The organism is Streptomyces sp. NPDC048718 (assembly GCF_043198875.1).
Classification (GTDB): domain Bacteria; phylum Actinomycetota; class Actinomycetes; order Streptomycetales; family Streptomycetaceae; genus Streptomyces.
Genome location: NZ_JBICVG010000030.1, coordinates 1 through 25,436, shown reverse-complemented (window position 1 = coordinate 25,436; position 25,436 = coordinate 1). Strand labels below are relative to the sequence as shown.

Annotated in this window: 19 protein-coding genes; 14 read left to right on the top strand and 5 right to left on the bottom strand. The window is 73.7% G+C overall.

Translation table 11 applies throughout. From position 1 onward, the window contains the following. The first annotated feature begins 3 nt into the window (after positions 1-3). Together ACGFRB_RS33075 and ACGFRB_RS33070 are read left to right on the top strand one after the other, a co-directional pair. A complete protein-coding gene (locus ACGFRB_RS33075; RefSeq protein WP_393248333.1) occupies positions 4-1,086 on the top strand; it encodes a sugar phosphate nucleotidyltransferase in 1,083 nt (360 codons plus the stop codon). Between the two features lie 576 nt (positions 1,087-1,662). Further along, entirely contained in the window at positions 1,663-2,574 is a 912-nt protein-coding gene (locus tag ACGFRB_RS33070) for a DNA-3-methyladenine glycosylase family protein (RefSeq protein ID WP_393248331.1), read from the top strand. Between the two features lie 25 nt (positions 2,575-2,599). Here ACGFRB_RS33070 and ACGFRB_RS33065 read toward each other — a convergent pair whose 3' ends face one another. From ACGFRB_RS33065 to ACGFRB_RS33055, 3 genes are all read right to left on the bottom strand, one after another. Then, positions 2,600-4,006: a coenzyme F420-0:L-glutamate ligase gene (locus ACGFRB_RS33065; protein ID WP_393248329.1), complete on the bottom strand. Its 1,407-nt coding sequence runs from the start codon at positions 4,004-4,006 to the stop codon at positions 2,600-2,602. Further along, positions 4,003-5,031, bottom strand: a complete 1,029-nt coding sequence (cofD, locus tag ACGFRB_RS33060) for a 2-phospho-L-lactate transferase (protein ID WP_393248327.1) — start codon at positions 5,029-5,031, stop codon at positions 4,003-4,005. The genes ACGFRB_RS33065 and cofD overlap by 4 nt, the downstream gene beginning before the upstream one ends. A 167-nt stretch (positions 5,032-5,198) precedes the next feature. Beyond that, positions 5,199-5,759, bottom strand: coding sequence for a cysteine dioxygenase (locus ACGFRB_RS33055; protein ID WP_393248325.1), 561 nt, complete (start codon positions 5,757-5,759; stop codon positions 5,199-5,201). Positions 5,760-6,570: 811 nt separating this feature from the next. Between ACGFRB_RS33055 and ACGFRB_RS33050 the strand changes: the two genes are divergently transcribed. The 3 genes from ACGFRB_RS33050 (at position 6,571) to ACGFRB_RS33040 (ending at position 12,682) form a co-directional block, all read left to right on the top strand. After that, complete coding sequence (locus tag ACGFRB_RS33050; RefSeq protein ID WP_361237125.1) at positions 6,571-6,834, top strand: WhiB family transcriptional regulator; 264 nt, start codon at positions 6,571-6,573, stop codon at positions 6,832-6,834. 380 nt (positions 6,835-7,214) lie between these two features. Next, positions 7,215-11,093, top strand: a complete 3,879-nt coding sequence (locus ACGFRB_RS33045) for a glycosyltransferase family 2 protein (protein WP_393248323.1) — start codon at positions 7,215-7,217, stop codon at positions 11,091-11,093. Further along, entirely contained in the window at positions 11,090-12,682 is a 1,593-nt protein-coding gene (locus tag ACGFRB_RS33040; RefSeq protein WP_393248321.1) for a DUF5719 family protein, read from the top strand. Before ACGFRB_RS33045 ends, ACGFRB_RS33040 begins: the two co-directional genes overlap by 4 nt. Positions 12,683-12,832: 150 nt before the next feature. On the opposite strand, the gene ACGFRB_RS33035 is transcribed toward ACGFRB_RS33040, so the two are convergent. Further along, the gene (locus ACGFRB_RS33035) at positions 12,833-13,270 is read right to left on the bottom strand and encodes a metallopeptidase family protein (protein ID WP_363012299.1); all 438 of its coding nucleotides are present in this window, start codon (positions 13,268-13,270) and stop codon (positions 12,833-12,835) included. 366 nt (positions 13,271-13,636) lie between these two features. Here ACGFRB_RS33035 and ACGFRB_RS33030 point away from each other — a divergent pair, with 366 nt between their 5' ends. The 8 genes from ACGFRB_RS33030 (at position 13,637) to ACGFRB_RS32995 (ending at position 23,026) form a co-directional block, all read left to right on the top strand. Beyond that, positions 13,637-14,068 carry a DUF3499 domain-containing protein gene (locus ACGFRB_RS33030; protein WP_361237146.1) on the top strand — a complete coding sequence of 144 codons (432 nt, stop codon included), beginning with the start codon at positions 13,637-13,639 and terminating at the stop codon, positions 14,066-14,068. Positions 14,069-14,164: 96 nt separating this feature from the next. Further along, complete coding sequence (locus ACGFRB_RS33025) at positions 14,165-15,529, top strand: phosphomannomutase/phosphoglucomutase (RefSeq protein WP_393248319.1); 1,365 nt, start codon at positions 14,165-14,167, stop codon at positions 15,527-15,529. Between the two features lie 330 nt (positions 15,530-15,859). Further along, positions 15,860-16,042, top strand: a complete 183-nt coding sequence (locus ACGFRB_RS33020) for a Trm112 family protein (protein WP_361237140.1) — start codon at positions 15,860-15,862, stop codon at positions 16,040-16,042. A gap of 351 nt (positions 16,043-16,393) precedes the next feature. After that, positions 16,394-17,554 carry an SIS domain-containing protein gene (locus tag ACGFRB_RS33015; protein WP_393248317.1) on the top strand — a complete coding sequence of 387 codons (1,161 nt, stop codon included), beginning with the start codon at positions 16,394-16,396 and terminating at the stop codon, positions 17,552-17,554. A gap of 404 nt (positions 17,555-17,958) precedes the next feature. Beyond that, on the top strand, positions 17,959-19,155 hold the full coding sequence (gene manA / locus ACGFRB_RS33010) for a mannose-6-phosphate isomerase, class I (RefSeq protein ID WP_393248315.1): 1,197 nt from the start codon (positions 17,959-17,961) through the stop codon (positions 19,153-19,155). 99 nt (positions 19,156-19,254) lie between these two features. Continuing rightward, positions 19,255-20,208 carry a cation diffusion facilitator family transporter gene (locus ACGFRB_RS33005; RefSeq protein WP_393248314.1) on the top strand — a complete coding sequence of 318 codons (954 nt, stop codon included), beginning with the start codon at positions 19,255-19,257 and terminating at the stop codon, positions 20,206-20,208. Between the two features lie 471 nt (positions 20,209-20,679). Continuing rightward, the gene (ahcY, locus tag ACGFRB_RS33000; protein ID WP_363012304.1) at positions 20,680-22,134 is read left to right on the top strand and encodes an adenosylhomocysteinase; all 1,455 of its coding nucleotides are present in this window, start codon (positions 20,680-20,682) and stop codon (positions 22,132-22,134) included. A 280-nt stretch (positions 22,135-22,414) separates the two neighbouring features. After that, entirely contained in the window at positions 22,415-23,026 is a 612-nt protein-coding gene (locus tag ACGFRB_RS32995; protein ID WP_393248312.1) for a hypothetical protein, read from the top strand. A 29-nt stretch (positions 23,027-23,055) separates the two neighbouring features. On the opposite strand, the gene ACGFRB_RS32990 is transcribed toward ACGFRB_RS32995, so the two are convergent. After that, on the bottom strand, positions 23,056-23,988 hold the full coding sequence (locus ACGFRB_RS32990) for an RDD family protein (protein ID WP_393248310.1): 933 nt from the start codon (positions 23,986-23,988) through the stop codon (positions 23,056-23,058). Between the two features lie 121 nt (positions 23,989-24,109). Here ACGFRB_RS32990 and ACGFRB_RS32985 point away from each other — a divergent pair, with 121 nt between their 5' ends. Beyond that, positions 24,110-25,117: a stage II sporulation protein M gene (locus tag ACGFRB_RS32985; protein WP_393248308.1), complete on the top strand. Its 1,008-nt coding sequence runs from the start codon at positions 24,110-24,112 to the stop codon at positions 25,115-25,117. Positions 25,118-25,436: the final 319 nt, after the last annotated feature.

The window sequence follows — 25,436 nt, the reverse complement described above, 5'->3', positions numbered from 1 at the left end:
CAGGTGACCGAAGCGATTCTCCTGGTCGGTGGCAAAGGCACCCGGCTGCGTCCCCTGACCGTCAATACCCCCAAGCCGATGGTCCCGGCCGCCGGCGTCCCCTTCCTCACCCACCAACTGGCCCGCGCCCGCGCCGCCGGTGTGGAACACATCGTGCTCGCCACCTCGTACCTCGCCGAGGTCTTCGAACCGCACTTCGGCGACGGCTCGGACCTCGGCCTCAGCATCGAGTACGTCACGGAGGAGGAACCCCTCGGTACCGGCGGCGCGATCCGCAACGTCGCCTCGCGCCTCCACTCCGGCCCCGAGGACCCGGTCCTCATCTTCAACGGCGACATCCTCACCGGCCTCGATATCCAGGCCCTCGTCGCCACCCACCGCGACTCCGGCGCGGACGTCTCCCTCCACCTCACCCGGGTCGCGGATCCGCGCGCCTTCGGCCTCGTGCCGACGGACGACACCGGGCGCGTCACGGCCTTCCTGGAGAAGCCGCAGACGCCCGAGGAGATCGTCACCGACCAGATCAACGCGGGCGCGTACGTCTTCCGCCGCTCCGTCATCGACTCCATACCCACCGGCCGGCCGGTCTCCGTCGAGCGCGAGACCTTCCCCGACCTCCTGGCCGCCGGAGCCCACCTCCAGGGCATGGTCGACTCCACCTACTGGCTCGACCTCGGCACCCCGCAGGCCTTCGTCCGCGGCTCCGCCGACCTCGTCCTCGGCCGCGCCCCGTCCCCGGCGGTCCCCGGCCGCTGCGGCGACCGCCTCGTCCTCGACACCGCCGAGGTCGCCCCCGACGCCAAGCTCACCGGCGGCACCGTCATAGGCCCCGGCGCGACCGTCGGCGCGGGCGCCCGCGTCCACGGCTCCGCGGTCCTCGCGGGCGCGATCGTCGAACCCGGCGCGGTCCTCACCGACTCCCTCATCGGCGCGGGAGCCCGCATCGGTGCCCGCACGATCCTCACGGACGCGGTCATCGGCGACGGCGCCCACATCGGCCCGGACAACGAACTGCGCGGGGGCGCGCGGGTGTGGTGCGACACGGTGCTGCCGGGCGGATCGATCCGCTTCTCGTCGGATCAGTAGGGGGCCGGAGAGCCTCGTAGCTCCCCGATCCTGGAACGGCGGCCCGTGGGACGGCACCCCGTCCCCCTACTCACCTCCCCTGACCATGGCTCCGTAGGCGGAGCCTCGGGGTGAGGCAGCCCGCAGAGACAAGACAGCGCCGGCCAAGGTCGACCTCCCCCTCCTCGGGACGAGGGGCGGCGCGAGGGGGTGTGGTGAGGGGAGCGGGGGGAGGGGAGGGGTCGTGTTCGGAACGTAAAGCGTGATTTGTGGCGCGGAAGAAGAACGTTCAACGCACCAGTAAGGCCCCCGCGCCGTAAATCATGCAGTGAAGAACACGGCCCCTGACCGGACCCCGCGCACCACCCACGACCCCCGCCTGTGCGGCCCCGCAGGTCCCACCGACGTGTGGGCAATCGTTCCGCTTGGGGGTCCCCCAGCGGCGAAGCCCTAGGGGGAGGGACGGGTGGGCACACGGAACGGCGCCCTGGGCGGCGCGCTCGCCCTTGAAGCCCCCCGCCGCGCGCCCCGCCTCGTGGCGCGCTCACCCTTGTCGCTTTCCCCGCGCCCACCCCCAACCGCGTTACCGTCAAAGACATGGCCGCCCGCTTCACCCCCCTCCCCCGCAACGCGAACAACGCGAACAACGCGAACACCTCGCTCACCCTCGCCCCCCTCCGCCGCGGCCCCGCCGACCCCACCTTCCAGACCACCCCCGACGGCTCCATCTGGCGCGCCAGCCGCACCCCCGCCGGCCCGGGCACCCTCCGCATTCAGGAAAACGGCGCGGAAGCCTACGGCCCCGGCGCCGCCTGGCTGCTCGACGCCCTGCCCGCCCTGCTCGGCGCGGAGGACGACCCGACCGCCTTCGTCCCGCGCCACAAGATCGTCGCGGCGACGGCCCGCGCCCGCGCGGGCCTGCGCCTGACCCGGACGGGGCTCGTCCTGGAGTCGCTGATTCCGACGGTCCTGGAGCAGAAGGTGACGAGCACGGAGGCGTACCGCTCCTGGCGGCAGCTGGTGCGGACGTTCGGGGAGCCGGCACCGGGCCCGGTGCCGGAGGGGATGTACGTGATGCCGGACGCCCGGGGCTGGGCGGCGATCCCGTCGTGGGAGTGGCACCGGGCGAACGTGGACGGGAAGCGGGCGGCGACGATCGTCCGGGCGGCACGGGTCGCGGCCCGGCTGGAGGAGGCCGCGCACATGCCGCCGGCGGAGGCGAGGAAGCGTCTCGAACTGATCCCGGGGATCGGCCCGTGGACGTCGGCGGAGACGGTCCAGCGCAGCAATGGCGCTCCGGACGAGGTCACGACGGGTGACCTGCACCTCCCGGGCATCGTCGGCTGGGCGCTGGCGGGCGACCGGTCGGCCGACGACGCGGCGATGCTGGAGCTGCTGGCCCCGTACGAGGGCCAGCGGCACCGGGCGGCCCGGCTGATCCTGCTGAGCGGCCGGGTGCCGCCGCGCCGGGCGCCGAGGATGGCGCCCGGCGACATCAGGGCCCTCTAGGGAGAGGAACCCTGGCGGGAATGCCTCAGCGCACCTCGATGAACGAGGCGGCGTGCCGCGCCGGCCGTTCCTTCGGCGCCGAGGCGGGCCGGCCGACGGCGACCGCGCCCATCGGGTCCCAGTCGGCCGGCAGGGCGAGGACGTCGCGGACGACGTCGCGGCAGAACATCGTGGACGACACCCACGCCGATCCGAGCTGTTCCCCGGCGAGCGCCACCAGCAGGTTCTGTACGCCGGCGCCGGCCGCGACCACGAACATCTCGCGTTCGGCGGCGTCGCGGCGCGCGTCGCCGTAGTGGTGCGCGCCGTCCGTGACGAGGCAGGGGACGACGAGGTACGGCGCCCGGCGCAGCACGTCGCCGCGCCGGACGCGCTTGGCGATGGAGTCCTCGGACTTGCCGTCCGCCCGCAGGTCCGCGATCCAGGCGTCCCGCATCGCGTCGAGCAGCCGGGTCCGCGCGGCCTTTGTCTCCAGGAGCACGAACCGCCAGGGGGTGGTGTGGTGCGGGGCGGGCGCCGTGACGGCGGCGGCGACGGCCCGGCGTACCGCGCCGGGGTCGACGGGTTCGTCCGTGAAGTCCCGTACGGTACGGCGCAGGGTCACCGCTTCGCGTACGGCCTCGGAGGTGCCGAGCCGGAACATGTCCTCGGAGGCGTCCCGCACCAGCGCCCGCGCACCCGAGTCCGTACCGGCACCCGCACCAGCACCCGCGCCCGCACCAGCACCAGCACCAGCACCCGCACCAGGTTCAGCGTCCCCCACCAGGTGGGAGAGCCCGCGGACGACGGCGACGGGCCGCCCGCCGAGCTTGCCCTTCACGAGGTCGCCGGCGGCGGCGAGTTCGTCGGCGGTGGCGGTGATGGTGGCGTTCAGCGGGTTGCCGTGGGGGTCGGTGCCGCCGCGCAGGTCGTCGAGGACCCGGACGCCGGCCGCGCCGATCGCCACATCGGTGAGCCCGTTGCGCCAGGGCCGCCCGAAGGTGTCGGTGACGAGGACGCCGACGTCGATGCCGCCGAGCGCCTCGCGCAGGCCCTCCCGGATCCGGCGGGCCGAGGCGTCGGGGTCCTCGGGCAGCAACAGCACGGTGCCGGCCGGGGTGTTGGAGGCGTCGACACCGGCGGCGGCCATGACCAGGCCCTGCCGGTTCTCGACGATCCGCAGCGGCCCGCGCCGGGCCACCACCCGTACGGTCTCGGCGTCGATCGCCGCCTCGCGGTCGGCGGCGACGAGCGACCGGCCCTCGGCCTTGCTCACTATCTTCGAGGTGACGAGCAGGATGTCCCCGTCGGCCAGTCCGGAGGCGGACGCCTCACCGGGCACAGGCGCGACGGCGGAGGTGATCAGCTTGGCGAGGTCGTCGCCGGGCGCCACCTCGGGTATCCCGTCGAGCGCCCACACCTCGAACCGGGCCTCCGGAGCCCCTGGTCTCACGCGTCGCCCTCCTCGGCCCCGGCGCCCGCACCAGCCTCGGCACCAGCACCAGCACCAGCCCCGGCCTTGGCCGCAGCGGCCTCCGCCGCGAGCGTCAGCGCCTCGCGCGCCATCGTGGCCGTGGCGTCGAGGTCGGTCATCATCAGCGGCACGGCGCGGCAGCGGATGCCCGCCGCCTCGACGTCGGCGACGGCGTCCGCGTCGACGGTGTCGACGAGCCAGCCGTCGACCAGCCCGGAGCCGTAGTGCCGGGCGACGGCCGCCGCCGTGGACTCCACCCCGACCGCCGCGAGGACCTTGTCGGCCATGCCCCGCACGGGCGCGTCGCCGACGATCGGGGAGAGGCCGACGACCGGCGCGGACGCGGCGGCGACGGCCTCGCGGATGCCGGGCACGGCGAGGATCGTGCCGACGGACACGACCGGGTTCGACGGCGGGAAGAGGATGACGTCGGCCTCGGCGATCGCCTCCAGGACACCGGGCGCGGGCTTGGCCTGCTCGGTGCCGACGGGCACGACGGCCAGCGCGGGCACGGAGGCGCGCAGCTTCACCCAGTACTCCTGGAAGTGGACGGCCCGCTGCTCGCCGTCGACCTCGATCGCCACATGCGTCTCGACCCGGTCGTCGGACATCGGCAGCAGCCGGACGCCGGGCCGCCAGCGGGCGCACAGCGCCTCGGTGACGGCGCTGAGCGGATAGCCGGCGCCCAGCATCTGGGTACGGACGATGTGGGTGGCGAAGTCGCGGTCGCCGAGGCCGAACCACTCGGGCCCGACCCCGTACGCCGCGAGTTCCTCCTTGACGGTGAAGGACTCGTCCTCGCGGCCCCAGCCCTGTTCCTCGTCGATGCCACCACCGAGGGTGTACATCACGGTGTCGAGGTCGGGGCAGACCTTGAGGCCGAAGAGATGGATGTCGTCACCGGTGTTGCCGACGACCGTGATCTCCGCGTCGGGCGCGGCCTGCTTGAGGCCGCGAAGGAAGCGGGCACCACCGATGCCACCGGCCAGAACCACAATGCGCATGCGGACAGTCTGTCAGCAGCGCCCCACCGCCATCCGGGGGGTGGTGACACGCCGTCGTGCGGGCCCTGACGACGGCCCGCACGACAGCCCGCACCACGGCTCGGGCGGCGGCTCGGGCGACGGCTCGGACAGGGCTCGGGCGACAGCCCGGACAACGGCCCGGACCGTCAGGCCGGTACGCCTCCCTGACCGGTCACACCGGGCAGCGCGGGTTCCGCCGTCCGCGCGGTGTGCGCGACGCGCGCCACCGCACCCTGCACGTGTCCGGCCGTGTGCATCGGCATCTCGGTGAGGCCGGGGTAGTAGACGTGCAGGCTGACGGCGGGTTCGAGGGAGTCGTTGACGACCTCGTGGACGTATCCCGGGGCGAAGACGTACTGGGAGCCGGGCGCGAAGGCGCGCGGTCCGCGCCGCGAGCGCTCGGTGAGTTCGCCCGCGAGGACGGTGAGGAGACCGGAGGACGGGCCGTGGTCGTGGCGTCCGCTGCCCTGGCCGGGCAGCCAGGACAGCAGCCACACCTCGTATCCGGGGCCGGTGCGCAGCCGGTGGTACCAGCGGGTGGTGGCGTCGTACTGGACGTAGGGGGCCCACTGGTCGCGGTCGGCGGCGATCTCCCGGGCGAGGCCGGCGAACTCGGCCACCGTGGCCGGGTGCGCGCGCGGGGGCTGGAGGAGGTGCGGGACCTCAAGGATGTCGCCGGCGATCTGAAGGTCGCTGTCCATGTTCATGGGATGCGGGTGTTCCTCGGCAGAAGTCGGGGTGTCGCAGAACGGGGAAACGCAGAAACGCAGAAAACGCAGGTAAACGAGCCGAACGGGTGATGCGGGGGAGGGGTGGAGCGAGGGGAATCAGCCAGAGACCCGTCGGGGAACGGAGCTCAAGCGGGGATCACGCGGGGGTCGAACAGAGGTCGGGCAAGGGGAGCTGTACGCAAGGCAGCGGTCGGGGGCGGACCGCAGGGAAGCCGGAGGCGCCGGAGAAGGGCGCGCTCAACAGCTGGGACAGCAGCGACAGCGACAGCGAACGAGAGCAGCCCGATGGACCCCATGGCGGTGGGTCGCGGTGGACGCTGCGGTCGCTGGCATGCCACCAACGTGGCGGGATCGATACCCGACTGTCAACTCAATGACCGATTTGGGGGTAATGTTTCACCTCATCCGGTTACTGTGCACGGAGAAAGGTTTGTTCGTGTTGCGGCCAGGAGAGATGGCGCAACATCCGGTGCCGTAAACATGACGGGGGTCTCGTGATCGGACTGTGATCCGGATCGCTTCCGTGGCTGGATCGCAACATGATCCGCCTCCCGGACGTCCCTCTCAGTAGGACGTGACGGCGCGACAGGGGTTAGTGGCTTGTGTCATGGTTTTTGCCGATTCGAGTACTTTCCGCATAGGGTTGGTTCCGCAGAGTGAATACGGGGCCTAATAGCAGATCCCGGCTTGACTCGTACTGAGCGACGAACTTGTAATTTCACTCGTGTCGTTCGGCCGACCGGAAACGGCAACCCCACGGGGACGCACAGACAGACGAGGGGCGTAGATGACCGAGTTGTTCCAGGAACTGCTGGTCGAGGACGCGGCCGAGGAGCTCGGCTGGCAGGAACGCGCCCTGTGCGCGCAGACCGACCCCGAGTCCTTCTTCCCCGAGAAGGGCGGCTCGACCCGCGAGGCCAAGAAGGTCTGTCTCGCCTGCGAAGTCCGTTCCGAATGCCTGGAGTACGCGCTCCAGAACGACGAGCGCTTCGGTATCTGGGGCGGCCTGTCCGAACGTGAGCGCCGCCGCCTGAAGAAGGCCGCGGTCTGAGACCGGCACCGTTCGATTTCGGCCACACCCGGCTCGTACGCCCGGCTCGCACCCGCGGTGCGTACGTACCGCCTCGCGCGCACCGGCTCGTACGGGCCGGCGCGTACGAGCCGACCGGCCGCCCCCGGTGACGGCGACCGCCGCACCGGGTTCGGCGCCGCCGTCCTCGCACCACCGGCGCCACCCACAGGTACAAGGCCCGGGCCCCACCCCGGACCCACCGAAGACGCACCCAAAGACGCATACAACGAACGGTCCGCCCCCTGTGCTCCATCCACAGGCGGCGGACCGTCGCCGTACCAGCCGTTAGTGTGGGGCTCCGTCCGAGACGCACCCACGCCCCCTCGCGGGCGACCCCCGGCCGGAGGGCCCGTAGCTCGATGTCCTCAACTCCTGAGTTCCCACGACACGTCGTCACCGCCGTGCTCGTCGCCCACGACGGCGCCCGCTGGCTGCCGGACGCCCTTGCCGGGCTGCTCGCCCAGGAACGCCCCGTCCAGAACGCCGTCGCCGCCGACACCGGCAGCGCCGACGACTCCGCGCGGCTCCTCTCCGACGCGCTCGGCGACGACCGCGTCCTCCACCTGGCCCGCCGCACCGGGTTCGGCGCCGCCGTCGAGGAGGCCGTGCGCGCCGCGCCCGTCCTCGGCCCCGACGACCTCACCTATCTGAAGCGGCCCAGCAGTTGGGACCCCGTCACACGGACCTGGCAGGACGAGAACTACGACCTGCCCGAACTGCCGCACGGCGAACCCGTCCAGTGGCTCTGGCTGCTGCACGACGACTGCGCCCCCGAGCCCGGCGCGCTCGCCGAACTCCTGCGCGTCGCCGACTCCGACGAGACCGCCGCCGTCGTCGGCCCCAAGCTGCGCGGCTGGTACGACCGCAAGCAGCTGCTCGAAGCCGGCGTCAGCATCGCCCGCAGCGGCCGCCGCTGGACCGGACTCGACCGCCGCGAACAGGACCAGGGCCAGCACGACCAGGTCCGCACCGTCCTCGCCGTCTCCAGCGCCGGCATGCTCATCCGCCGCGACGTCTTCGAGGAACTCGGCGGCTTCGACCGCCGGCTGCCCCTCATGCGCGACGACGTCGACCTGTGCTGGCGCGCCCACGCCGCCGGCCACCGCGTCCTCGTCGCCCCCGGCGCCGTCCTCCGGCACGCCGAGGCCTCCGCCCGCGAACGCCGCACCGTCGACTGCGCCGGCCGCTCGGCCACCAACCCGCACCGCGTCGACAAGGCCGGCGCCGTCTACACGCTGCTCGCCAACACCCGCGGCCGCGCCCTGCCGTACGTCCTGCTCCGGCTCGTCCTCGGCACCCTGGTGCGCACCCTCGGCTATCTCGTCGGCAAGGCGCCCGGCCAGGCCGTCGACGAGATCATGGGCCTGCTCGGCACCCTGCTGCGCCCCGAGAAGGTGCTCGCGGCGCGCAAGCGGCGCGGCACCCCGGCCGTCCCGCCGTCCGAGCTCCGCCCCCTCTTCCCGCCGCCCGGCGCCACCCTGCGCGCCACCGCCGAACAGCTCGCCTCCCACTTCGGCGCCGACGACGCCGAGTCCGGCGGCTCCCGCCACGGCGCCGTCGAATCCGGCCCCGGCGGCGACGACGCCGACTTCCTGGAGATCGAGCAGTTCGCCCGGCTGAAGAAGATCGCCCGCAGGCCGGGCCCGGTCCTCTTCGCGCTCCTCCTCGTCGTCTCCCTGGTCGCCTGCCGCAACCTCTTCGGCGGCGGCTCGCTCGCCGGCGGCACCCTGCTGCCCGCCCCCGACACCGTCTCCGCACTCTGGTCGCGCTACGCCGACGGCTGGCACGCGCTCGGCACCGGCGGCACCCAGACCGCCCCGCCCTACCTGGCCGTCCTCGCCGTGCTGTCCGGGCTGCTGTTCGGCTCGACGTCCCTCGCGCTGACCCTGCTGCTCGTCTGCTCGGTCCCGCTTGCCGGCTTCACCGCGTACTTCGCCTCCCGGGGCATCGTCGAATCCCGGCTGCTGCGCGCCTGGGCCGCCATCGCCTACGCCTTCCTGCCCGCCGCCACCGGCGCCCTCGCCACCGGCCGGCTCGGCACCGCCGTCCTCGCGATCCTGCTCCCGCTCATGGCCCGCGCCGCCGTCGCCTCGTACGGGCTGAACCGCGCCGACGGCGAGCGCGGCAGCTGGCGCGCCACCTGGGCGTACACCTTCCTGCTCACCTTCGCGACCGCCTTCACCCCGGTCGTCTGGCCGCTCGCCGTCGTCCTCGGACTCGGCGCGCTCGTCCTGCGCCGAGGCGACATCACCGCGTACGGGCTGCGCTTCCTCGCCCTCGCCGGCACCCCGCTGCTCCTCCTCGCGCCCTGGTCGCTGACCCTGCTGACCAGTCCCTCCGGGTTCCTGCGCGAGGCCGGACTCGACATCCGTACGGGCACGGCCTCGGCGTTCGACCTGCTCGGCGCCGGCCCCGGCGGCCCCGGCACCTTCGGCGGGCTCGTCTTCGCCGGCCTCGTGCTCGCCGCGCTCGGCGCCCTGCTGCGCGACGAGCGGACCCTCGCCGTGCGCGCCGCCTGGACCGCCGCCCTCGCGGGCCTGCTCCTCGCCGTCCTCACCAACGGCTCCGGCGACGGCGCCACCGGCTGGGCCGGCCCCGCCACCCTCGTCTACGGCGCCGCCCTGCTGGCCGCCGCCATGGTCGGCGCCGAAGGCGGCCGTACCCGCGTCGCCGCCCACGGCTTCGGCTGGCGCCAGCCGCTCGCCGCGCTCATCGCGTTCGCCTGCGCCATCGGCCCGGTCGTCGCCGCGGCCGGCTGGATGATCGGCGGCGCCGACGGCCCGCTCACTCGCCGCGACCCGGTCCAGGTGCCCGCGTTCGTCGCCGAGGAGAGCGGCACCCGCGACCAGGCCCGCACCCTCGTCCTCGGCGCGGGCGCGCCTGGCGAGGTCGCGTACAGCCTGGTCCGCGGCTCCGGCAGCCGGCTCGGCGACGCCGAACTCACCGCCGCCGCCGCTACCGCCTCCGGCGGCGCCGACACCCGCCTCGACCAGGTCGTCTCCCACCTCGTCGCCGGTTCCGGCGCCGACCAGACCGCCGAGCTCGGCGGCTTCGCGATCCGCTACGTCCTGGTCCGCGACGGCGCCCCGCGCGCCATGAGCCGCGTCCTCGACTCCACGCCCGGCCTGACCCGGCTCAGCCAGCTCGACGGCAGCGCCCTGTGGCGGGTCGACCGCAAGGTCGCCCGCGTGATGATCGTGCCCCCGGCCGCCGCGAAGGCCGCCGGTTCCGGTGCCGCTTCCGGCGCCGGTTCAGCCGCTGGTTCGGCCGCCGGTGAGGGCATGGTGGCCGTCGCCGCAGGTCCCGTCGAGGCCCACACGGACATCCCGGCCGGTCCCGTCGGCCGCGTCCTGCGGATCGCCGACCGCGCCGACGCCGGCTGGACCGCCACCCTCGCGGGCAAGGCGCTCAAGCCGGTCACCGTCGACGACTGGGCGCAGGGCTTCGAACTGCCCGCCGAGGGCGGCCGCCTCGACCTCGCCCACGACGCGCCGGTCACCCACACCGTGTGGATCTGGGCCCAGGCGTTCCTCGCCCTCGTCCTGATCGTCCTCGCGCTGCCCGGCCGCCGCCATGACATCGACGACGACCTGCCCGACGAGGACGCCGGCCTGCCGGTCCAGGAGGCCGCCGAGGCCCGGAGCGTCGAGGGCGAGGGCCGCCGCGCCCGCCGACTGCGCGCTGCCGCCGAAGCGGAGGCCGCCGCGGCCACCGCTGCCGCCGGCGACCAGGCCGAGGCGCCCGCGCCCGGCATGCCCGAGCCCGTGCCCGTCCCGCACCAGCCGGTGTACGAGCAGGAGTCCGGGCCTGAGGCCGGGCAGGAATCCGAGGGCCAGCAGGAGTGGAACGGCCAGTACGCCGCCGTCCCGCAGCAGGCCGCCCCGTACGACGAGCGGTACGAGCAGTCGTACGACCAGCAGTACGACCAGCAGGGCTACGGGTACGACCCGTACGCCCAGCAGCAGCCGTACGAACAGCAGCCGTACCAGCAGTCGTACGACCAGCAGTACTACGGCGAGCAGCAGTCGTACGACCCGTACGCGCCGCAGCAGTCCCCCGACCAGCCCCACGAGCAGGGCCAGGGCCAGGGCCAGGGCCAGGCGCAGGGCCAGAACCAGGGCCAGAACCAGGGCCAGGGTCAGGCGCACCCCGGGTACGACGAGCAACAGGGCTACGACGTCTACGACCCGTACGGCTACGGGCAGCAGCAGCGTTCCGACGGGAGCAGCAACCAGTGAAGCGCACCACCCTCTCCCTGATCGCGGTCGCCACCGCCCTGGCCGCCGTCACCGGCGTGGCCGCCGTGACCGCCCCCGGTCCGGACAGCGCCGCACCCGTCGCCGCCCCGAAGGCGGCCCGCCTCCCGGTGGAGCGGACCGGGCTGCTCTGCCCGGCGCCGAGTACCTCGGAGGTGGCGGAGACGACGTACACCTCGTTCACCCCGCCGGCGAGGAACGCCGCCGGGCAGCCCCAGGACGGACAGGGCGGCGAGGGCGGCTCCGGCTCCGGCACCGGCTCGGGCGCCGGCGGCAAGGGTGCCGCCGAGGCCGTCCTGAAGCCCGCCGCCAAGGCCGCGATCCCCGGCGAGAACGCCACCGGGAAGCAGGAGAAGAAGGCCAAGGAGCCAAAGGCCCCGCCGACCGTCACCAAGCCCGGCACCCCGGTCGCCGAGCAGCTCGACGGCGGCTCCGTGCCCGCCCTGACCGGCACCGCGAACGGCGCGCTCGCCCCCGGCTGGACCGTCCAGCAGACCACCGTCGTCCCGGCGGGTGGCGCCCGCGGCCTGCTCGGCACGGCCTGCACCGCCCCGGACACCGACTTCTGGTTCCCGGCCGCCTCCACGGCCAAGGAGCGGCACGACTACGTCCACCTCACCAACCCCGACGACAGCGCGGCCGTCGCCGACATCGAGCTGTACGGCCCCGACGGCACCCTGAAGACCGAGGTCACCGAGGGCATCCCGGTGCCCGGCCACAGCACCGTGCCGGTGCTGCTCTCCACCCTGACCACCGAGGCGGCGCAGCAGGACCTCACCGTCCACGTCACCACCCGCAGCGGCCGCGTCGGCGCGGCCCTCGGCGTCGCCGACGAGAAGCTGGGCAGCGACTGGCTGCCCGCCTCCGCCGACGCGGCCGGCAAGGCCGTCCTGCCGGGCATCCCGGCCGACGCGACCTCGGTCCGGCTCGTCGCCTTCGCGCCCGGCGACGACGACGCCGACCTGAAGGTCCAGCTGATCACCCCGACCGGCACGATCGTCCCGGCGGGCGCCGACTCCCTGCATGTGAAGTCCGGCATGACCGCCGCCGTCGACCTGCCCGAGCTGACCCGAGGCGAGCCCGGCTCGCTGCTGCTGACCTCCGCCGACCCGAAGAAGCCGGTGCCCGTCGTGGCGGCGGTGAAGGTCGTCCGGGGCAAGGGCGCCGAGAAGGAGATCGCGTTCATCCCGGCCACCGCGGCGATCGAGGGCCGGGCCACCGTCGCCGACAACCGCGCCAAGGGCACCACCCTCGCCCTCAGCGCGCCCGGCGACGCCGCCCAGGTGCGGATCACGGCGTCGGCGGGCGCGGAGGGCGGTACGCCGGTCACCAAGAACGTCACGATCAAGGCGGGCAGCACGGTCTCGATGGACGGGCCCGTCCCTGAGGGGGCGAAGGGCGGCTACGCGCTGACGGTGGAGCGGCTGTCGGGCGGCCCGGTGTACGCCGCGCGCACGCTGGCCCTGCCGCAGGACGGCGTACCGATGTTCACCGTGCAGGCCTTCACCGACGACCGCAGCTCGGTGGAGGTGCCGCCGGCCCGCCAGGACCTGAAGGTGCTGGACGACTGAGCGGACGCGGACTCGGACGCGGCCGGGGTCGGGGTCCGCGTCCGAGTACGAGCGCGGGTCCCGGCGCGGGCAGGGTGGCCGTGCCGCCGTGAAGGCGCGGGCCTCTTCGTACGACCACTTCTTGCCGCACGACCGCTCCGCCCCGCCCGGTCACTCCTCCCCGTACCGCGGATCCACCGTCTCGGGGGAGAGTCCCAGCAGGTCGGCGACCTGTTCGACCACGACCTCGTGGACGAGCAGGGCCCGCTCGTCGCGGGTCTTGGCACGAAGCTCGATGGGGCGGCGGTAGACGATCACCCGGGCCGGGTCCTTCCGGTCCGCCGGGAGCGCGATGCCCAGCGGCACCGTGTCGGCCGGCTCCGCCGGCGGTACCTCCAGCACCATGAACTCGACGTCGGTGAGCTGCGGCCAGCTCCGCTCCAGCCGCTCCACCGAGTCCAGGACCAGGTCGCGGAAGGTGTCCGCCCGGCTCGCGGACAGCGGGACCTGCGGCGGGGCGACCGGCCCCCGCATGCCCCGGCCGTGCCGGTCACGGTGCCGCGGGCGCGGTGCGGCAGGAGTGCCCCTGCTCTCGGTGGTGTCCGTCACCGACGCAGCGTAACTCCCGCCGGGCCCGGCTGCCGACGGCCGGGAGGCCCTCCCTTCCCGGCCCTGCCCCACCCCCGCCCCGCTTCCCCGCTTCCCTCTCCCCGTCCCTCCCCGCTTTCTCTCCGGTACCTCCCGGCGTTCTCTCCATCCGCTCACGCTTTCCCGTTTCTTCCGGTGTTCTTCCCGGTGCTCCTCCCGGCGCCTCTCCCGACCCCCTCCCCGGACCGCCCCCCACCCTCTTCCCGCCCCTCCGACCATCCGGATCAGGCCTCGGCCGGGGCCTTGAATCCGGCCACTTCCGCAGGTCGGAGGGGTGCCGGGAACAGCCGCCGTGGCGGACGTCACACCGCGACACGGTGGAGTGACCTGGGGGAGAGTCGTCGCGGCCCGCTCAAGAGTGCGGTACCGTCCAACGTCGTGAGCCCTGTACGTCGCTGTTCGCGCACCGCGTGCGGCCGCCCTGCCGTCGCGACACTGACGTACGTCTATGCCGACTCGACTGCGGTCCTCGGCCCGCTCGCCACCTACGCCGAGCCCCACTGCTACGACCTGTGCGCCGAGCACAGCGAGCGCCTCACCGCGCCGCGCGGCTGGGAGGTCGTGCGGCTCTCCGACGCGACCGTCCCCACCCGCCCCAGCGGCGACGACCTCGAAGCCCTCGCCAACGCGGTCCGCGAGGCGGCCCGCCCCCAGGAGCGCGCGGCCGAGGCAGGCGGCAAGGGCGGCCCGCGCGGCGGCGACCCGATGGAGGTCGGCCGGCGAGGCCATCTGAGGGTGCTGCGTTCCCCCGAGAACTGACCGGGGCCCGGTCCCGGGTAGTTTGGGCGTTCCGTATCCGTACGGGCACCGCATCGCGCCGGTGTGACATGCCGAGACTTCAGGAGGGTTTGATCCGTGGCTGCTGATCTGTCGCAGATCGTGAAGGCGTACGACGTCCGCGGGGTGGTGCCGGATCAGTGGGACGAGGCCCTGGCGGAACTGTTCGGAGCCGCGTTCGTCCGCGTGACCCAGGCCGACGCCATCGTCATCGGCCACGACATGCGCCCCTCCTCGCCCGGTCTCTCCGCCGCCTTCGCGCGCGGCGCGACCCGCCTCGGTGCCGATGTGACCCTGATCGGCCTCTGCTCCACCGACCAGCTCTACTTCGCCTCCGGGCAGTTCGGCCTGCCGGGCGCGATGTTCACCGCGTCCCACAACCCGGCCCGCTACAACGGCATCAAGATGTGCCGCGCCGGTGCCGCCCCCGTCGGCCAGGACACCGGCCTCGCCGACATCCGCGCGCTCGTCGAGCGGTGGAGCGAGGAGGGCGCGCCGGAGGCGGCCGCCACCGAGGGCACCGTCACCGAGCGGGACACCCTGCACGACTACGCGGCCCACCTGCGCTCGCTGGTCGACCTCACCGCCATCCGGCCCCTCAAGGTCGTCGTCGACGCGGGCAACGGCATGGGCGGCCACACCGTGCCCACCGTCCTCGACGGTCTGCCGCTGGACGTCGTCCCGATGTACTTCGAGCTCGACGGCACCTTCCCGAACCACGAGGCCAACCCGCTCGACCCGAAGAACATCGTCGACCTCCAGGCGCGGGTCCGCGCCGAGGGCGCCGACCTCGGCCTCGCCTTCGACGGCGACGCCGACCGCTGCTTCGTCGTCGACGAGAACGGCGACCCGGTCTCCCCGTCGGCGATCACCGCGCTCGTCGCGGCGCGCGAGCTGGCCAAGCACGGCGGCAGCGGCACGGTCATCCACAACCTGATCACCTCGTGGTCGGTGCCCGAGGTCGTCCGCGAGCACGGCGGCACGCCGGTGCGCACCCGGGTCGGCCACTCCTTCATCAAGGAGGAGATGGCGAGGACCGGCGCCATCTTCGGCGGCGAGCACTCCGCCCACTACTACTTCAAGGACTTCTGGAACGCGGACACCGGCATGCTCGCCGCGCTCCACGTCCTCGCGGCCCTCGGTGGCCAGGACGGTCCGCTGTCCGGGCTGGTCTACTCGTACGACCGCTACGCCTCCTCCGGCGAGATCAACTCCACCGTCGACGACCAGGCCGCCCGGCTGGCCGCCGTGAAGGCGGCGTTCGGCGACCGCGAGGGCGTCACCCTGGACGAGCTGGACGGACTGACGGTCACCGCCGCCGACTGGTGGTTCAACGTCCGTGCCTCCAACACCGAGCCGCTGCTCCGGCTGAACGTCGAGGCGCGGGACGAGGCGCGGATGGCGAAGGTGCGCGACGAGGCGCTGGAGCTGATCCGGGGCTGATCCGGGGCCGATCCGGGGCCGAGACGGTCGTTTTGACGGTCGCTCTGCCGACGGCCGGTCTTGCGGTGCCCGTGGCGGGCGCGCTCCGCGCGTTCCCGCCACGGGCACCGCGCGTTCGCGCGTTCTCCCGGACACCCGCTGTTCCGCGCCACGCCCACCCCGTGCCGCTCGTCCGTCACACGGGCCACGGAACCTGGTCCCCGGCGCCGCCCCCGCGGGGGCGGGCGCCGCACCTGACCCGGCGGTAGGCTGACCGGGGCCGGAACCGTCCGCCCCGCATGCCCGTACGCCCCCGGGTACGCAGCCGCACCGCCCCCGAAGGGACCGCACATGCCGCTCGAAGCCGGCCTCCTGGACATCCTGGCCTGCCCGGCCTGCCACGCCCCGCTGGACGACCGTACGGCGGAGGAGACCCCGGAGCTGGTCTGCACCGGCGACGGCTGCGGTCTCGCCTACCCGGTCCGTGACGACATCCCGGTGCTGCTCGTGGACGAGGCGCGCCGCCCCGCCTGACCCGGCCCGGGCACCCCGCCCCGCCGACCCCACCGGGCCGTCCGCCCGGATGACCCCACCGGATGACCCCACCGGGTGATCCGGCCAGGGGAATCCCACCCGACGACCCGGATGACCCGGCCGGCCCCGGGGCGGCCCCGCCGGACCCGTCCCCGGGCCCGGGGAGCCCCCGGCCACGAGACACCCGGGGACACGGCGTACACCGCGAACACCCCGGTACACCCGGGACACAGGGAAACCCCAGGCATCCCGGGAGGCCCCCGGAGAACCTGGGTAAGCCCCTCGGCAGGAAGACCACGCGGAACCCGGCCGCCCGGCCGGTCCCCGCTTCGACGACCGGAGGCCCGCCACATGCTCGACGAGACCCTCCTCGACGCACCGGAAGCCCTCGCCCTCGCCGACCGCCGCGATCTGCTGCGCGGCGCGGCCGAGGCGGGCGCGCGGGTACGGACCGCCGCCCGGCACGCCGCCGAGGCCGGTATCGCCGAACTCAGTCCGGAGGGCCGCCCGCGCACCGTCCTCGTCGCGGGCCCCGGCGTCGCCGCCGCGGGCGTCGCCGACCTGATCGGCGCCCTCGCCGGCGCGGCCGCCCCGGTGATCCGGCTCCAGCCGACCGGAGTCGCCCACGCCGCCGGCGCGCTCCGCTGGGCGCTGCCCGGCTGGGCCGGCTCGATGGACCTGCTGCTCGTCCCGACGACCGACGGCTCGGAACCCGGCCTCGCGCTCCTCGTCGAGCAGGCGTACCGGCGCGGCCTCACGGTCGTCGCCGTCGCACCCGCCGCGTCCCCGCTCTCCGACTCCGTGAACGGCTCGCGCGGGCTGTTCGTCCCGCTGGCGATGGCCCCGCACGAGACGGCCGAGGAGTCCGCCGGGACACCGGGCGCCGGACCCGTCGCGCTGTGGGCGCTGTTCACGCCGCTGCTCGCGCTGCTCGACCGGGTCGGCCTGGTCGAGGCGCCGCCGGAGGCCCTGGACCAGGTCGCGGACCGGCTGGACCGTATGGCGGAACGCTGCGGCCCGGCCATCGCCACGTACGGCAACCCGGCCAAGACCCTCGCCGCCGAGCTGGCCGACTCGCTGCCGCTCGTCTGGACCGAGGGCGAGGCCGCCGGGCCGGTCGGCCGCCGCTTCGCCGCCGTCCTCGCCGAGCTGGCCGGGCTGCCCGCGCTCGCCGGCGAACTGCCCGAGGCCTTGCCCGCCCACGGCATGCTGCTGGCCGGCGGCTACGCGGCCGGCGCCGACCCCGACGATTTCTTCCGCGACCGGGTCGAGGAACCCCAGGCGCTGCGCGCCCGGGTGGTCCTCCTCCGGGACCGGCCCGCCGAAGCGGGCGCGCTCAGCGCCGTGCCCGCGGCCCGAGAGCTCGCGCTCGGCCACGAGACGGCCATCAGCGAAGTCGAACCGGAGGCGGGCAGCGCGCTGGAGAACCTCGCCGAACTGCTCGCGGTGACCGACTTCGCCGCCGCGTACCTCTCGCTCGCGTCGGCGGGTCTCACCGCCACCGCCGGCTGACGCCCCGGGCGGCGCCGGACGCGGCACCGCCCGAGCCCGTGGCCCGAGTCCGTGACCAGAGCCCGGAAACCAAGCCCGAGCCCGGACCGAGCCGGACCCCCGGCCCCCGGCCCGGCCCCGGGCCCGACAACCGGAACGCGGCGCCCGACAACCGGCCTCCGGCGCGTACGGGGAGGGGCCACGCCCCTCCCCGTACCGCCCCCGTCGCCCGCCGCCACCCACGACAACCCGCCCGCCCCACCCGGCGTCCCTTGGTACGCCCCGACAACCCCACCCGCCCCACCCGTACCCCCCGTACCTCCACCCACCCCCTCCTCCGCGCGCGCCGCACCCGCCCCCGGGCCCGCGGCACCAGGCGCCCGGCACCACCGGCACCCACCGCACTGAGAAGAGCTGGAAGCACCATGGACCGCCTCGTCAACACCGTCCGCCCCTACGCCTGGGGCTCCACGACGGCCATCCCGGAACTGCTCGGCGTCGCCCCCACCGGCGCGCCCCAGGCCGAGATGTGGATGGGTGCCCACCCCGGCGCCCCGTCCCGCACCGGCCGCGGTGCGCTCGACGAGCTCATCGCCGCCGACCCCGCCCGCGAACTCGGCCGCGCGACCGTCGCGCGCTTCGGCCCGCGGCTCCCCTTCCTCTTCAAGGTCCTCGCCGCCGGGGCCCCGCTCTCCCTCCAGGTCCACCCCGACCTCGACCAGGCGCGCGCCGGATACGCGGCCGAGGAGGCCGAGGGCATCCCGTTCGACGACCCGCGGCGCAACTACAAGGACCCGCACCACAAGCCGGAACTCATCTGCGCCCTCACCCCGTTCCACGGCCTGTGCGGCTTCCGCGACCCGGCCGAGGCCGCCGCCACCATGGCCGCGCTGGAGGTCGACTCCCTCAAGCCGTACGTCGACCTGCTGAGCGCCCACCCCGAGGAGGCCGCTCTCCGCGAGGTCCTGACCGCGATCCTCAGCGCCGACCACGACGAACTGGCCCCCACCGTCGCCGAGGCCGCGCACGCCGCGGCCCGCCTGGGCGGCCCCCACACCACGTACGCCCGGATCGCCCACCACTTCCCGACCGACCCCGGCGTGCTCGCCGCCATGCTCCTCAACCCGGTCACGCTCCAGCCCGGCGAGGCCCTCTACCTCGGCGCGGGCGTCCCGCACGCCTACATCGACGGCCTCGGCGTCGAGATCATGGCCAACTCCGACAACGTCCTGCGCTGCGGGCTGACGCCCAAGCACGTCGACGTCCCCGAACTGCTGCGGGTCGTGCGTTTCGAGCCCGGCGAGCCGGGCATCCTGCGCCCGGAGGCGACGGCCTCGGGCGAGGAGGTGTACGACACCCCGATCGACGAGTTCCGGCTGTCCCGGTTCGTACGGGCCGAGGGCGCCGCCCCGACCCGGCTCACCGCCCCGACGCCACAGATCCTGCTCGCCGTCGACGCCCCGGGCGGATCCCTCAGGCTGCGCGGCGGGGCAACGGACGGCCGCGGCGCGGGCGGTGACGGCCTGACCCTCGCTCAGGGCGAGTCCGTGTTCGTGCCGGCGGGCGAGACGGCCGAGATGCATGGGGCGGGAACAGTTTTTCGTGCCACCGTCGCCGCCTGATGCGAGAATGACCGGCCGAACCAGGCACGTCGCGGCGGCAACAGCATCAGCATGAGCGCCGCCGGGGCCGGAGCACCGACGAAGGGAACACCCAGACCCATGAGCGCGTCAGGCGGAACCAAGGCGATCGTGGCGGCGCTCGGCGCCAACCTCGCGATCGCCGTAGCCAAGTTCGTGGCGTTCCTGTTCAGTGGTTCGTCGTCGATGCTCGCCGAGAGCGTCCACTCCCTCGCCGACTCCGGCAACCAGGGACTGCTCCTCCTCGGCGGCAAGCGCGCCCAGCGCGCGGCCACCCCGCAGCACCCCTTCGGCTACGGCCGTGAGCGCTACATCTACGCCTTCCTCGTCTCCATCGTGCTGTTCTCGGTCGGTGGCATGTTCGCCGTCTACGAGGGCTACGAGAAGATCACCCACCCGCACGCGCTGGAGTCCTGGTACTGGCCCGTCGCCGTCCTGGTCTTCGCGGTCGCCGCGGAGGGCTTCTCCTTCCGTACCGCGATCAAGGAGTCGAACGAGCTGCGCGGCAGCCTGAGCTGGCGGCAGTTCGTCCGCCGCGCCAAGGCCCCCGAGCTGCCGGTCGTGCTCCTGGAGGACTTCGGCGCGCTCATCGGTCTCGTCCTCGCCCTCGGCGGCGTCGGCCTCGCCGTACTCACCGGCGACGGTGTCTGGGACGGCATCGGCACCCTCTGCATCGGCCTCCTGCTCATCGCCATCGCGCTGGTGCTCGCCGCCGAGACGAAGTCGCTGCTGCTCGGCGAGGCCGCCGGCGTCGACGAGGTGAAGAAGATCGAGGACGCGATCGTCGACGGCACCTCCGTCACCCGCCTCATCCACATGCGCACGCTGCACCTCGGCCCCGAGGAACTGCTGGTCGCCGCCAAGATCGCGGTCGAGCACGACGACACCGCCGCCGAGGTCGCCCGCGCGATCGACGACGCGGAGTCCCGGATCCGCGCCGCCGTGCCGATCGCCCGGGTCATCTACCTGGAGCCGGACATCTACCGGACCAAGGACAAGGGCAGCGACAAGGGCACGGGCAAGACGACCGCGTAGCGCGCGGAGCCCGCGTCGGAGTCACGGGGGGGGGGGGGGGGGGGGGGGGGGGGGGGGGGGGGGGGGGGGGGGGGGGGGGGGGGGGGGGGGCGCGGCCGGCCGCCGGCCCCCCCCCCCCCCCCCCCCCCCCCCCCCCCCGTTTTCCGGACCCGGCCACCCGCCCGGAACACCACCCGCCCGACCACCCGGCCCCAGGCCCGCCGCCCGGCAGGGGCGGCGGGATCCAACCCGCCCCCGAGCAGGCGGACTGTGGTCCGCTGGGCCGATCGGTGTAGATTCGTGACGAGCCAGACGTCGCTGCTGATGGCGGTCGGGCGGTCCGCGAAACGAGCGGACCGGCCGAGGGAGAGAGGGCCTCCGACGACTGCACCGCGCGAGTTCCCGGGCATTCGTATGCCCGCGTCGCTCACCGCCGCGGTTGAGCCGCCCCATCGACCCTCGCAACCGATGCCACGAGGAGCAGCCCCCGTCATGACGACTGTCGCCACGCAGGACTACAAGGTCGCCGACCTGTCCCTGGCCGTTTTCGGCCGCAAGGAGATCACCCTCGCCGAGCACGAGATGCCCGGCCTGATGTCGATCCGCAAGGAGTACGCCGAGCAGCAGCCGCTGGCCGGCGCCCGCATCACCGGCTCGCTGCACATGACTGTGCAGACCGCCGTCCTCATCGAGACCCTGGTCGCCCTCGGCGCCGAGGTCCGCTGGGCCTCCTGCAACATCTTCTCCACCCAGGACCACGCCGCCGCGGCCATCGCCGTCGGCCCGAACGGCACCCCGGAGAACCCGCAGGGCATCCCGGTCTTCGCCTGGAAGGGCGAGACCCTGGAGGAGTACTGGTGGTGCACGGAGCAGGCGCTGACCTGGCCGAACACGCCCACCGGCGGCCCGAACATGATCCTCGACGACGGTGGTGACGCCACCCTCCTCGTCCACAAGGGCGTCGAGTTCGAGAAGGCCGGTGCCGCCCCGGACCCGGCCACCGCGGACAGCGAGGAGTACGGCTACATCCTCCGTCTCCTGAACCGCACCCTCTCCGAGAACCCGCAGAAGTGGACCCAGCTGGCGTCCGAGATCCGCGGCGTGACGGAGGAGACCACCACCGGTGTCCACCGTCTGTACGAGATGCAGCGCGACGGCTCCCTGCTGTTCCCGGCGATCAACGTGAACGACGCCGTGACGAAGTCGAAGTTCGACAACAAGTACGGCTGCCGCCACTCCCTCATCGACGGCATCAACCGCGCCACCGACGTCCTCATCGGCGGCAAGACGGCCGTGGTCTGCGGCTACGGCGACGTCGGCAAGGGCTGCGCCGAGTCCCTCCGTGGTCAGGGCGCCCGGGTCATCGTCACCGAGATCGACCCGATCTGCGCGCTCCAGGCGGCGATGGACGGCTACCAGGTCGCCACGCTGGACGATGTCGTCGAGACCGCGGACATCTTCATCACCACCACGGGCAACAAGGACATCATCATGGCGTCCGACATCGCCCGGATGAAGCACCAGGCGATCGTCGGCAACATCGGCCACTTCGACAACGAGATCGACATGGCCGGTCTGGCGCAGATCCCGGGCATCGTGAAGGACGAGGTCAAGCCGCAGGTCCACACCTGGACCTTCGCGGACGGCAAGGTCGTCATCCTGCTGTCCGAGGGCCGTCTGCTGAACCTGGGCAACGCCACCGGTCACCCGTCGTTCGTCATGTCGAACTCCTTCGCGGACCAGACCCTGGCCCAGATCGAGCTGTTCGCCAAGACGTCCGAGTACCCGATCGGCGTCTACACGCTGCCGAAGCACCTGGACGAGAAGGTGGCCCGCCTCCACCTCGACGCGCTGGGCGTCAAGCTCACGACGCTGCGTCCGGAGCAGGCCGCGTACATCGGCGTTCCGGTCGAGGGCCCGTACAAGCCGGACCACTACCGCTACTGATCCGACCCGGCCCGAACCGGTTCTGCCGGAACCGGCCCGGGCCGATCCGATCAGCGTCGGTCCGACGACGGGCGGGTGACCGACCACCCGCCCGCCCCGGACCCCCCCCGCGGTAACGAGCAGGCCCCCGCACCCCCGTGCCGGGGGCCTGTCCCGTCTCCGCGTTCCGGCGGCCCACCGCCGCGGGCGACGACCGCTCAGGCGACCACCGCCCGGGCAGCCCCCACCCCAGGCAGCCCCGCCCAGCCGATCACCGCTCCAGGAAGCACCCCGAGGACCCATGCCCCGCGGCCGCTATTCGCTCCATGATCCGCACGATCACACCCCCCTTGGCGAAGAGCACTTCTCCTGCGCGCCCGGCCCATCCGGCTGGCGCTACGTGGCACGGACCACCACCCCCTCGGGCGATCCCACCGGCTCCGTCGACCTGGCCGTCGACGACCGGGGCCGCCCCATCCGCCTCGAACTGCGCACCGCGCACTGGCAAGTCCGCGGCGCCGCCCTCGATGGCGTCACCTGGGTCCGTACCGACCCCACCGGAGCCCATGCCACCGAAGGCACGGTTCGCGCCCATGCCTTCACGGGCACGTCCCCGGCATTCCTCGTCGCGCTCTCGCGTCTCCTCGGCCTCACCCCCGATTCCCCCGGGGCCCGCGTCCGGCTCGTCGCCTTCACGGGCCCGTCACTGGCCCCCCTGACGACCGATCAGTCCTGGTCGCTGGTGAAGAGTGAAGCGCACCCCACTGACAACGGCCCGCTGACCGTGGACGAGTACCAGGTCGACGACCTGGACACAGGGGAGCGGCACAGCGTCCACCTGGCCGGTGACGTGGTCCTTTCGGCGCCCGGCATCGAACTCGAAGAGCTCGACACCCCGCCGAACACGTTCTGACCCGCCGGCCCCGTCCTGCCCCGTCCCGCTCAGGCCGGAGGCGCGAACCCGGTCGCGGGCGGCCGGGGATCGGCGGGCGCGTCCGGTACCTCCGGCGCGTCCGGTACGACGGGCGGAGCGGACACCTGAGGCGCGACGCTCACCGACACCCCCGCACCTGCGCCCACACTCGCCACCGCGCCCGGAACACCCCCGGCGACCGGTGCGCCGACCGGCGCGGCGAACGCCCGCCGGGCCTCCCGCGCCTGCCGCTCGGCCACGACCCCGGCCAGATACGCGGCGGCCGGCACCCCCGGCGGCGGAAGCGCCCCGGTCCGCGCCACCAGCTCGTTCGCGAGCCGGTCCGCCATCCGCTGCCCGATCACGGGGTCCAGCTGCCGCATCCGCGTCAGGTACTGCCGTATCTCCAGCCACAGCCCGTCCGGTACGGCCGACAGATCGAGCCCGGCGAACCGCCCCGCCAGCCACGGCGGCGCAGGCGGCAGCACCATGCCCGCCGAGGAGGCCACCCGCTCCCGGACCACCAGCGTCCCGGCGAACACGTCCCCGAGCCGCCGCCCCCGCTCCGACACCAGCGACGCGATGACGGCGACCACCCCGAACGTCATGAGGATCTCGACCACCCCCATCGCCCCGCGCACCAGCGCGTGCCGGAACCGGATCGGCCCGCCGTCGTCCCGCACCACCCGCAGCCCGCACGCCAGCTTCCCCAGCGAGCGCCCGTGCGTCAGCGTCTCCACCGCGATCGGCCCCCCGACCAGGACCAGCACGAACGCCGCGACGCTCACCGCGGCGAGCGCGGCCTCGTCCAGCGACACGGTGAGCATCAGCAGACCGAAGGTCATCCCCATGTAGACGGCCCAGATCACGACCAGGTCGATCACCAGCGCCAGCGCCCGGCTCGGCAGCCGCGCCGGCTGCAATCCGAGGACGACCGCGTCCCCCGTCACCACTCCGCTCACTGCCCCACCCCTTTGCGCCCTGCCCGTCCCCGTCCGAACGCCAGTCTGCCAAGCTGACCCGCAGCGCGCCGCAGTAGTAGATACGGACCGTACGCACCAGTGCCTGGAGCAGCAGCCGATCATGGATCTCGACGTCTTCGTCACCACCCACCGCGCCGAGTGGGACCGTCTCGACCAGCTGCTGGGCCGGGGCCGCCGGCTCACCGGCGCCGAGGCTGACGAGCTCGTCGCCCTCTACCAGCGCACGGCCACCCATCTCTCCCTGATCCAGTCCAGCGCCCCGGACCCGATGCTCACGGCGCGGCTCACCCAGCTCGTCGCCCGCGCCCGCGCCACGGTCACCGGCACCCGCCGCGCCTCCTGGCGCGACGCGGCCGCCTTCTTCACGACCGGATTCCCCGCCGCCGTCTATCGCGCGCGGCACTGGTGGATACCGACCGCGATCCTCTCCGTCCTGGTCGGCGCGCTGATCGGCTGGTGGGTCGCCGCCCACCCCGAAGTGCAGTCGGCGCTGGGCGCCCCGGCCGAACTCCGCGCGATGACCCGCCCCGGCGGCGAGTACGAGACCTACTACTCCAGCCACCCGGCGGCGTCCTTCTCCGCCCAGGTCTGGACGAACAACGCCCAGGCCGCCGCCGTCTGCCTGGTCCTCGGCGCGTTCCTCGGCATCCCGGTCCTGCTGATCCTGTTCGCCAACATGCTGAACCTCGGTCTCGGCCTCGGTCTCATGGCGTCCGCCGGCCGGCTCGACGTGTTCCTCGGCCTGATCCTTCCGCACGGCCTGCTCGAACTGACCGCCGTCTTCGTCGCCGCCGGTACGGGCCTGCGCCTCGGCTGGACCCTCGTCGACCCGGGCCCCACCACCCGCCGCGCCGCCCTCGCCGAGCAGGGCCGCGCCGCGATCGGCATGGCCATCGGCCTCGCCCTGGTTCTCTTCGTCTCCGGCCTGATCGAGGGCTTCGTGACCCCGTCAGGCCTGCCGACCTGGGCCCGGATCGGCATCGGCGTCACCGCCGAGCTGGCGTTCCTTGTGTACGTCTACGTGCTCGGCGGCCGCGCGGCCCGCGCCGGCGACACGGGCGATGTCGAGGAGGCGGACCGGCCCGCCGTACTCCCGACGGCCGCTTGATGTGCGGACCCCGCCGCTGACCTGCTAGTCTCTCCCTTGCCCGCAAAAACCGTTGACACGGTCGGAGCGGGGAGGTAGATTCAAACGGTTGCCCGGGAAGTTGGACAAACTCCCGGCTGATCATTTAAACTCTTCCTCGCTCCACTTCGGAGCCACCCCGATTCCTTCCGAATCAAGAAGCCACCGATTAGGTCGGCGGAAATGATTCTGATAAAGTCGGGAAAGCCGGAAGGGAACGGAAGCGAAAGCGACCGGGACCGGAAAGCACCGAGGAAATCGGATCGGAAAGATCTGATAGAGTCGGAAACGAAGGAAGCGC

Coding starts and splice junctions, on each gene's coding strand:
- ACGFRB_RS33045 (WP_393248323.1), top strand. CDS start 7,215: ATGTCCTCAACTCCTGAGTTCCCACGACACGTCGTCACCGCCGTGCTC.
- ACGFRB_RS33055 (WP_393248325.1), bottom strand. CDS start 5,759: ATGAACATGGACAGCGACCTTCAGATCGCCGGCGACATCCTTGAGGTC.
- ACGFRB_RS33070 (WP_393248331.1), top strand. CDS start 1,663: ATGGCCGCCCGCTTCACCCCCCTCCCCCGCAACGCGAACAACGCGAAC.
- ACGFRB_RS32985 (WP_393248308.1), top strand. CDS start 24,110: ATGGATCTCGACGTCTTCGTCACCACCCACCGCGCCGAGTGGGACCGT.
- ACGFRB_RS33020 (WP_361237140.1), top strand. CDS start 15,860: ATGCCGCTCGAAGCCGGCCTCCTGGACATCCTGGCCTGCCCGGCCTGC.
- cofD (WP_393248327.1), bottom strand. CDS start 5,031: ATGCGCATTGTGGTTCTGGCCGGTGGCATCGGTGGTGCCCGCTTCCTT.
- ACGFRB_RS33005 (WP_393248314.1), top strand. CDS start 19,255: ATGAGCGCGTCAGGCGGAACCAAGGCGATCGTGGCGGCGCTCGGCGCC.
- manA (WP_393248315.1), top strand. CDS start 17,959: ATGGACCGCCTCGTCAACACCGTCCGCCCCTACGCCTGGGGCTCCACG.
- ACGFRB_RS33050 (WP_361237125.1), top strand. CDS start 6,571: ATGACCGAGTTGTTCCAGGAACTGCTGGTCGAGGACGCGGCCGAGGAG.
- ahcY (WP_363012304.1), top strand. CDS start 20,680: ATGACGACTGTCGCCACGCAGGACTACAAGGTCGCCGACCTGTCCCTG.
- ACGFRB_RS32995 (WP_393248312.1), top strand. CDS start 22,415: ATGCCCCGCGGCCGCTATTCGCTCCATGATCCGCACGATCACACCCCC.
- ACGFRB_RS33015 (WP_393248317.1), top strand. CDS start 16,394: ATGCTCGACGAGACCCTCCTCGACGCACCGGAAGCCCTCGCCCTCGCC.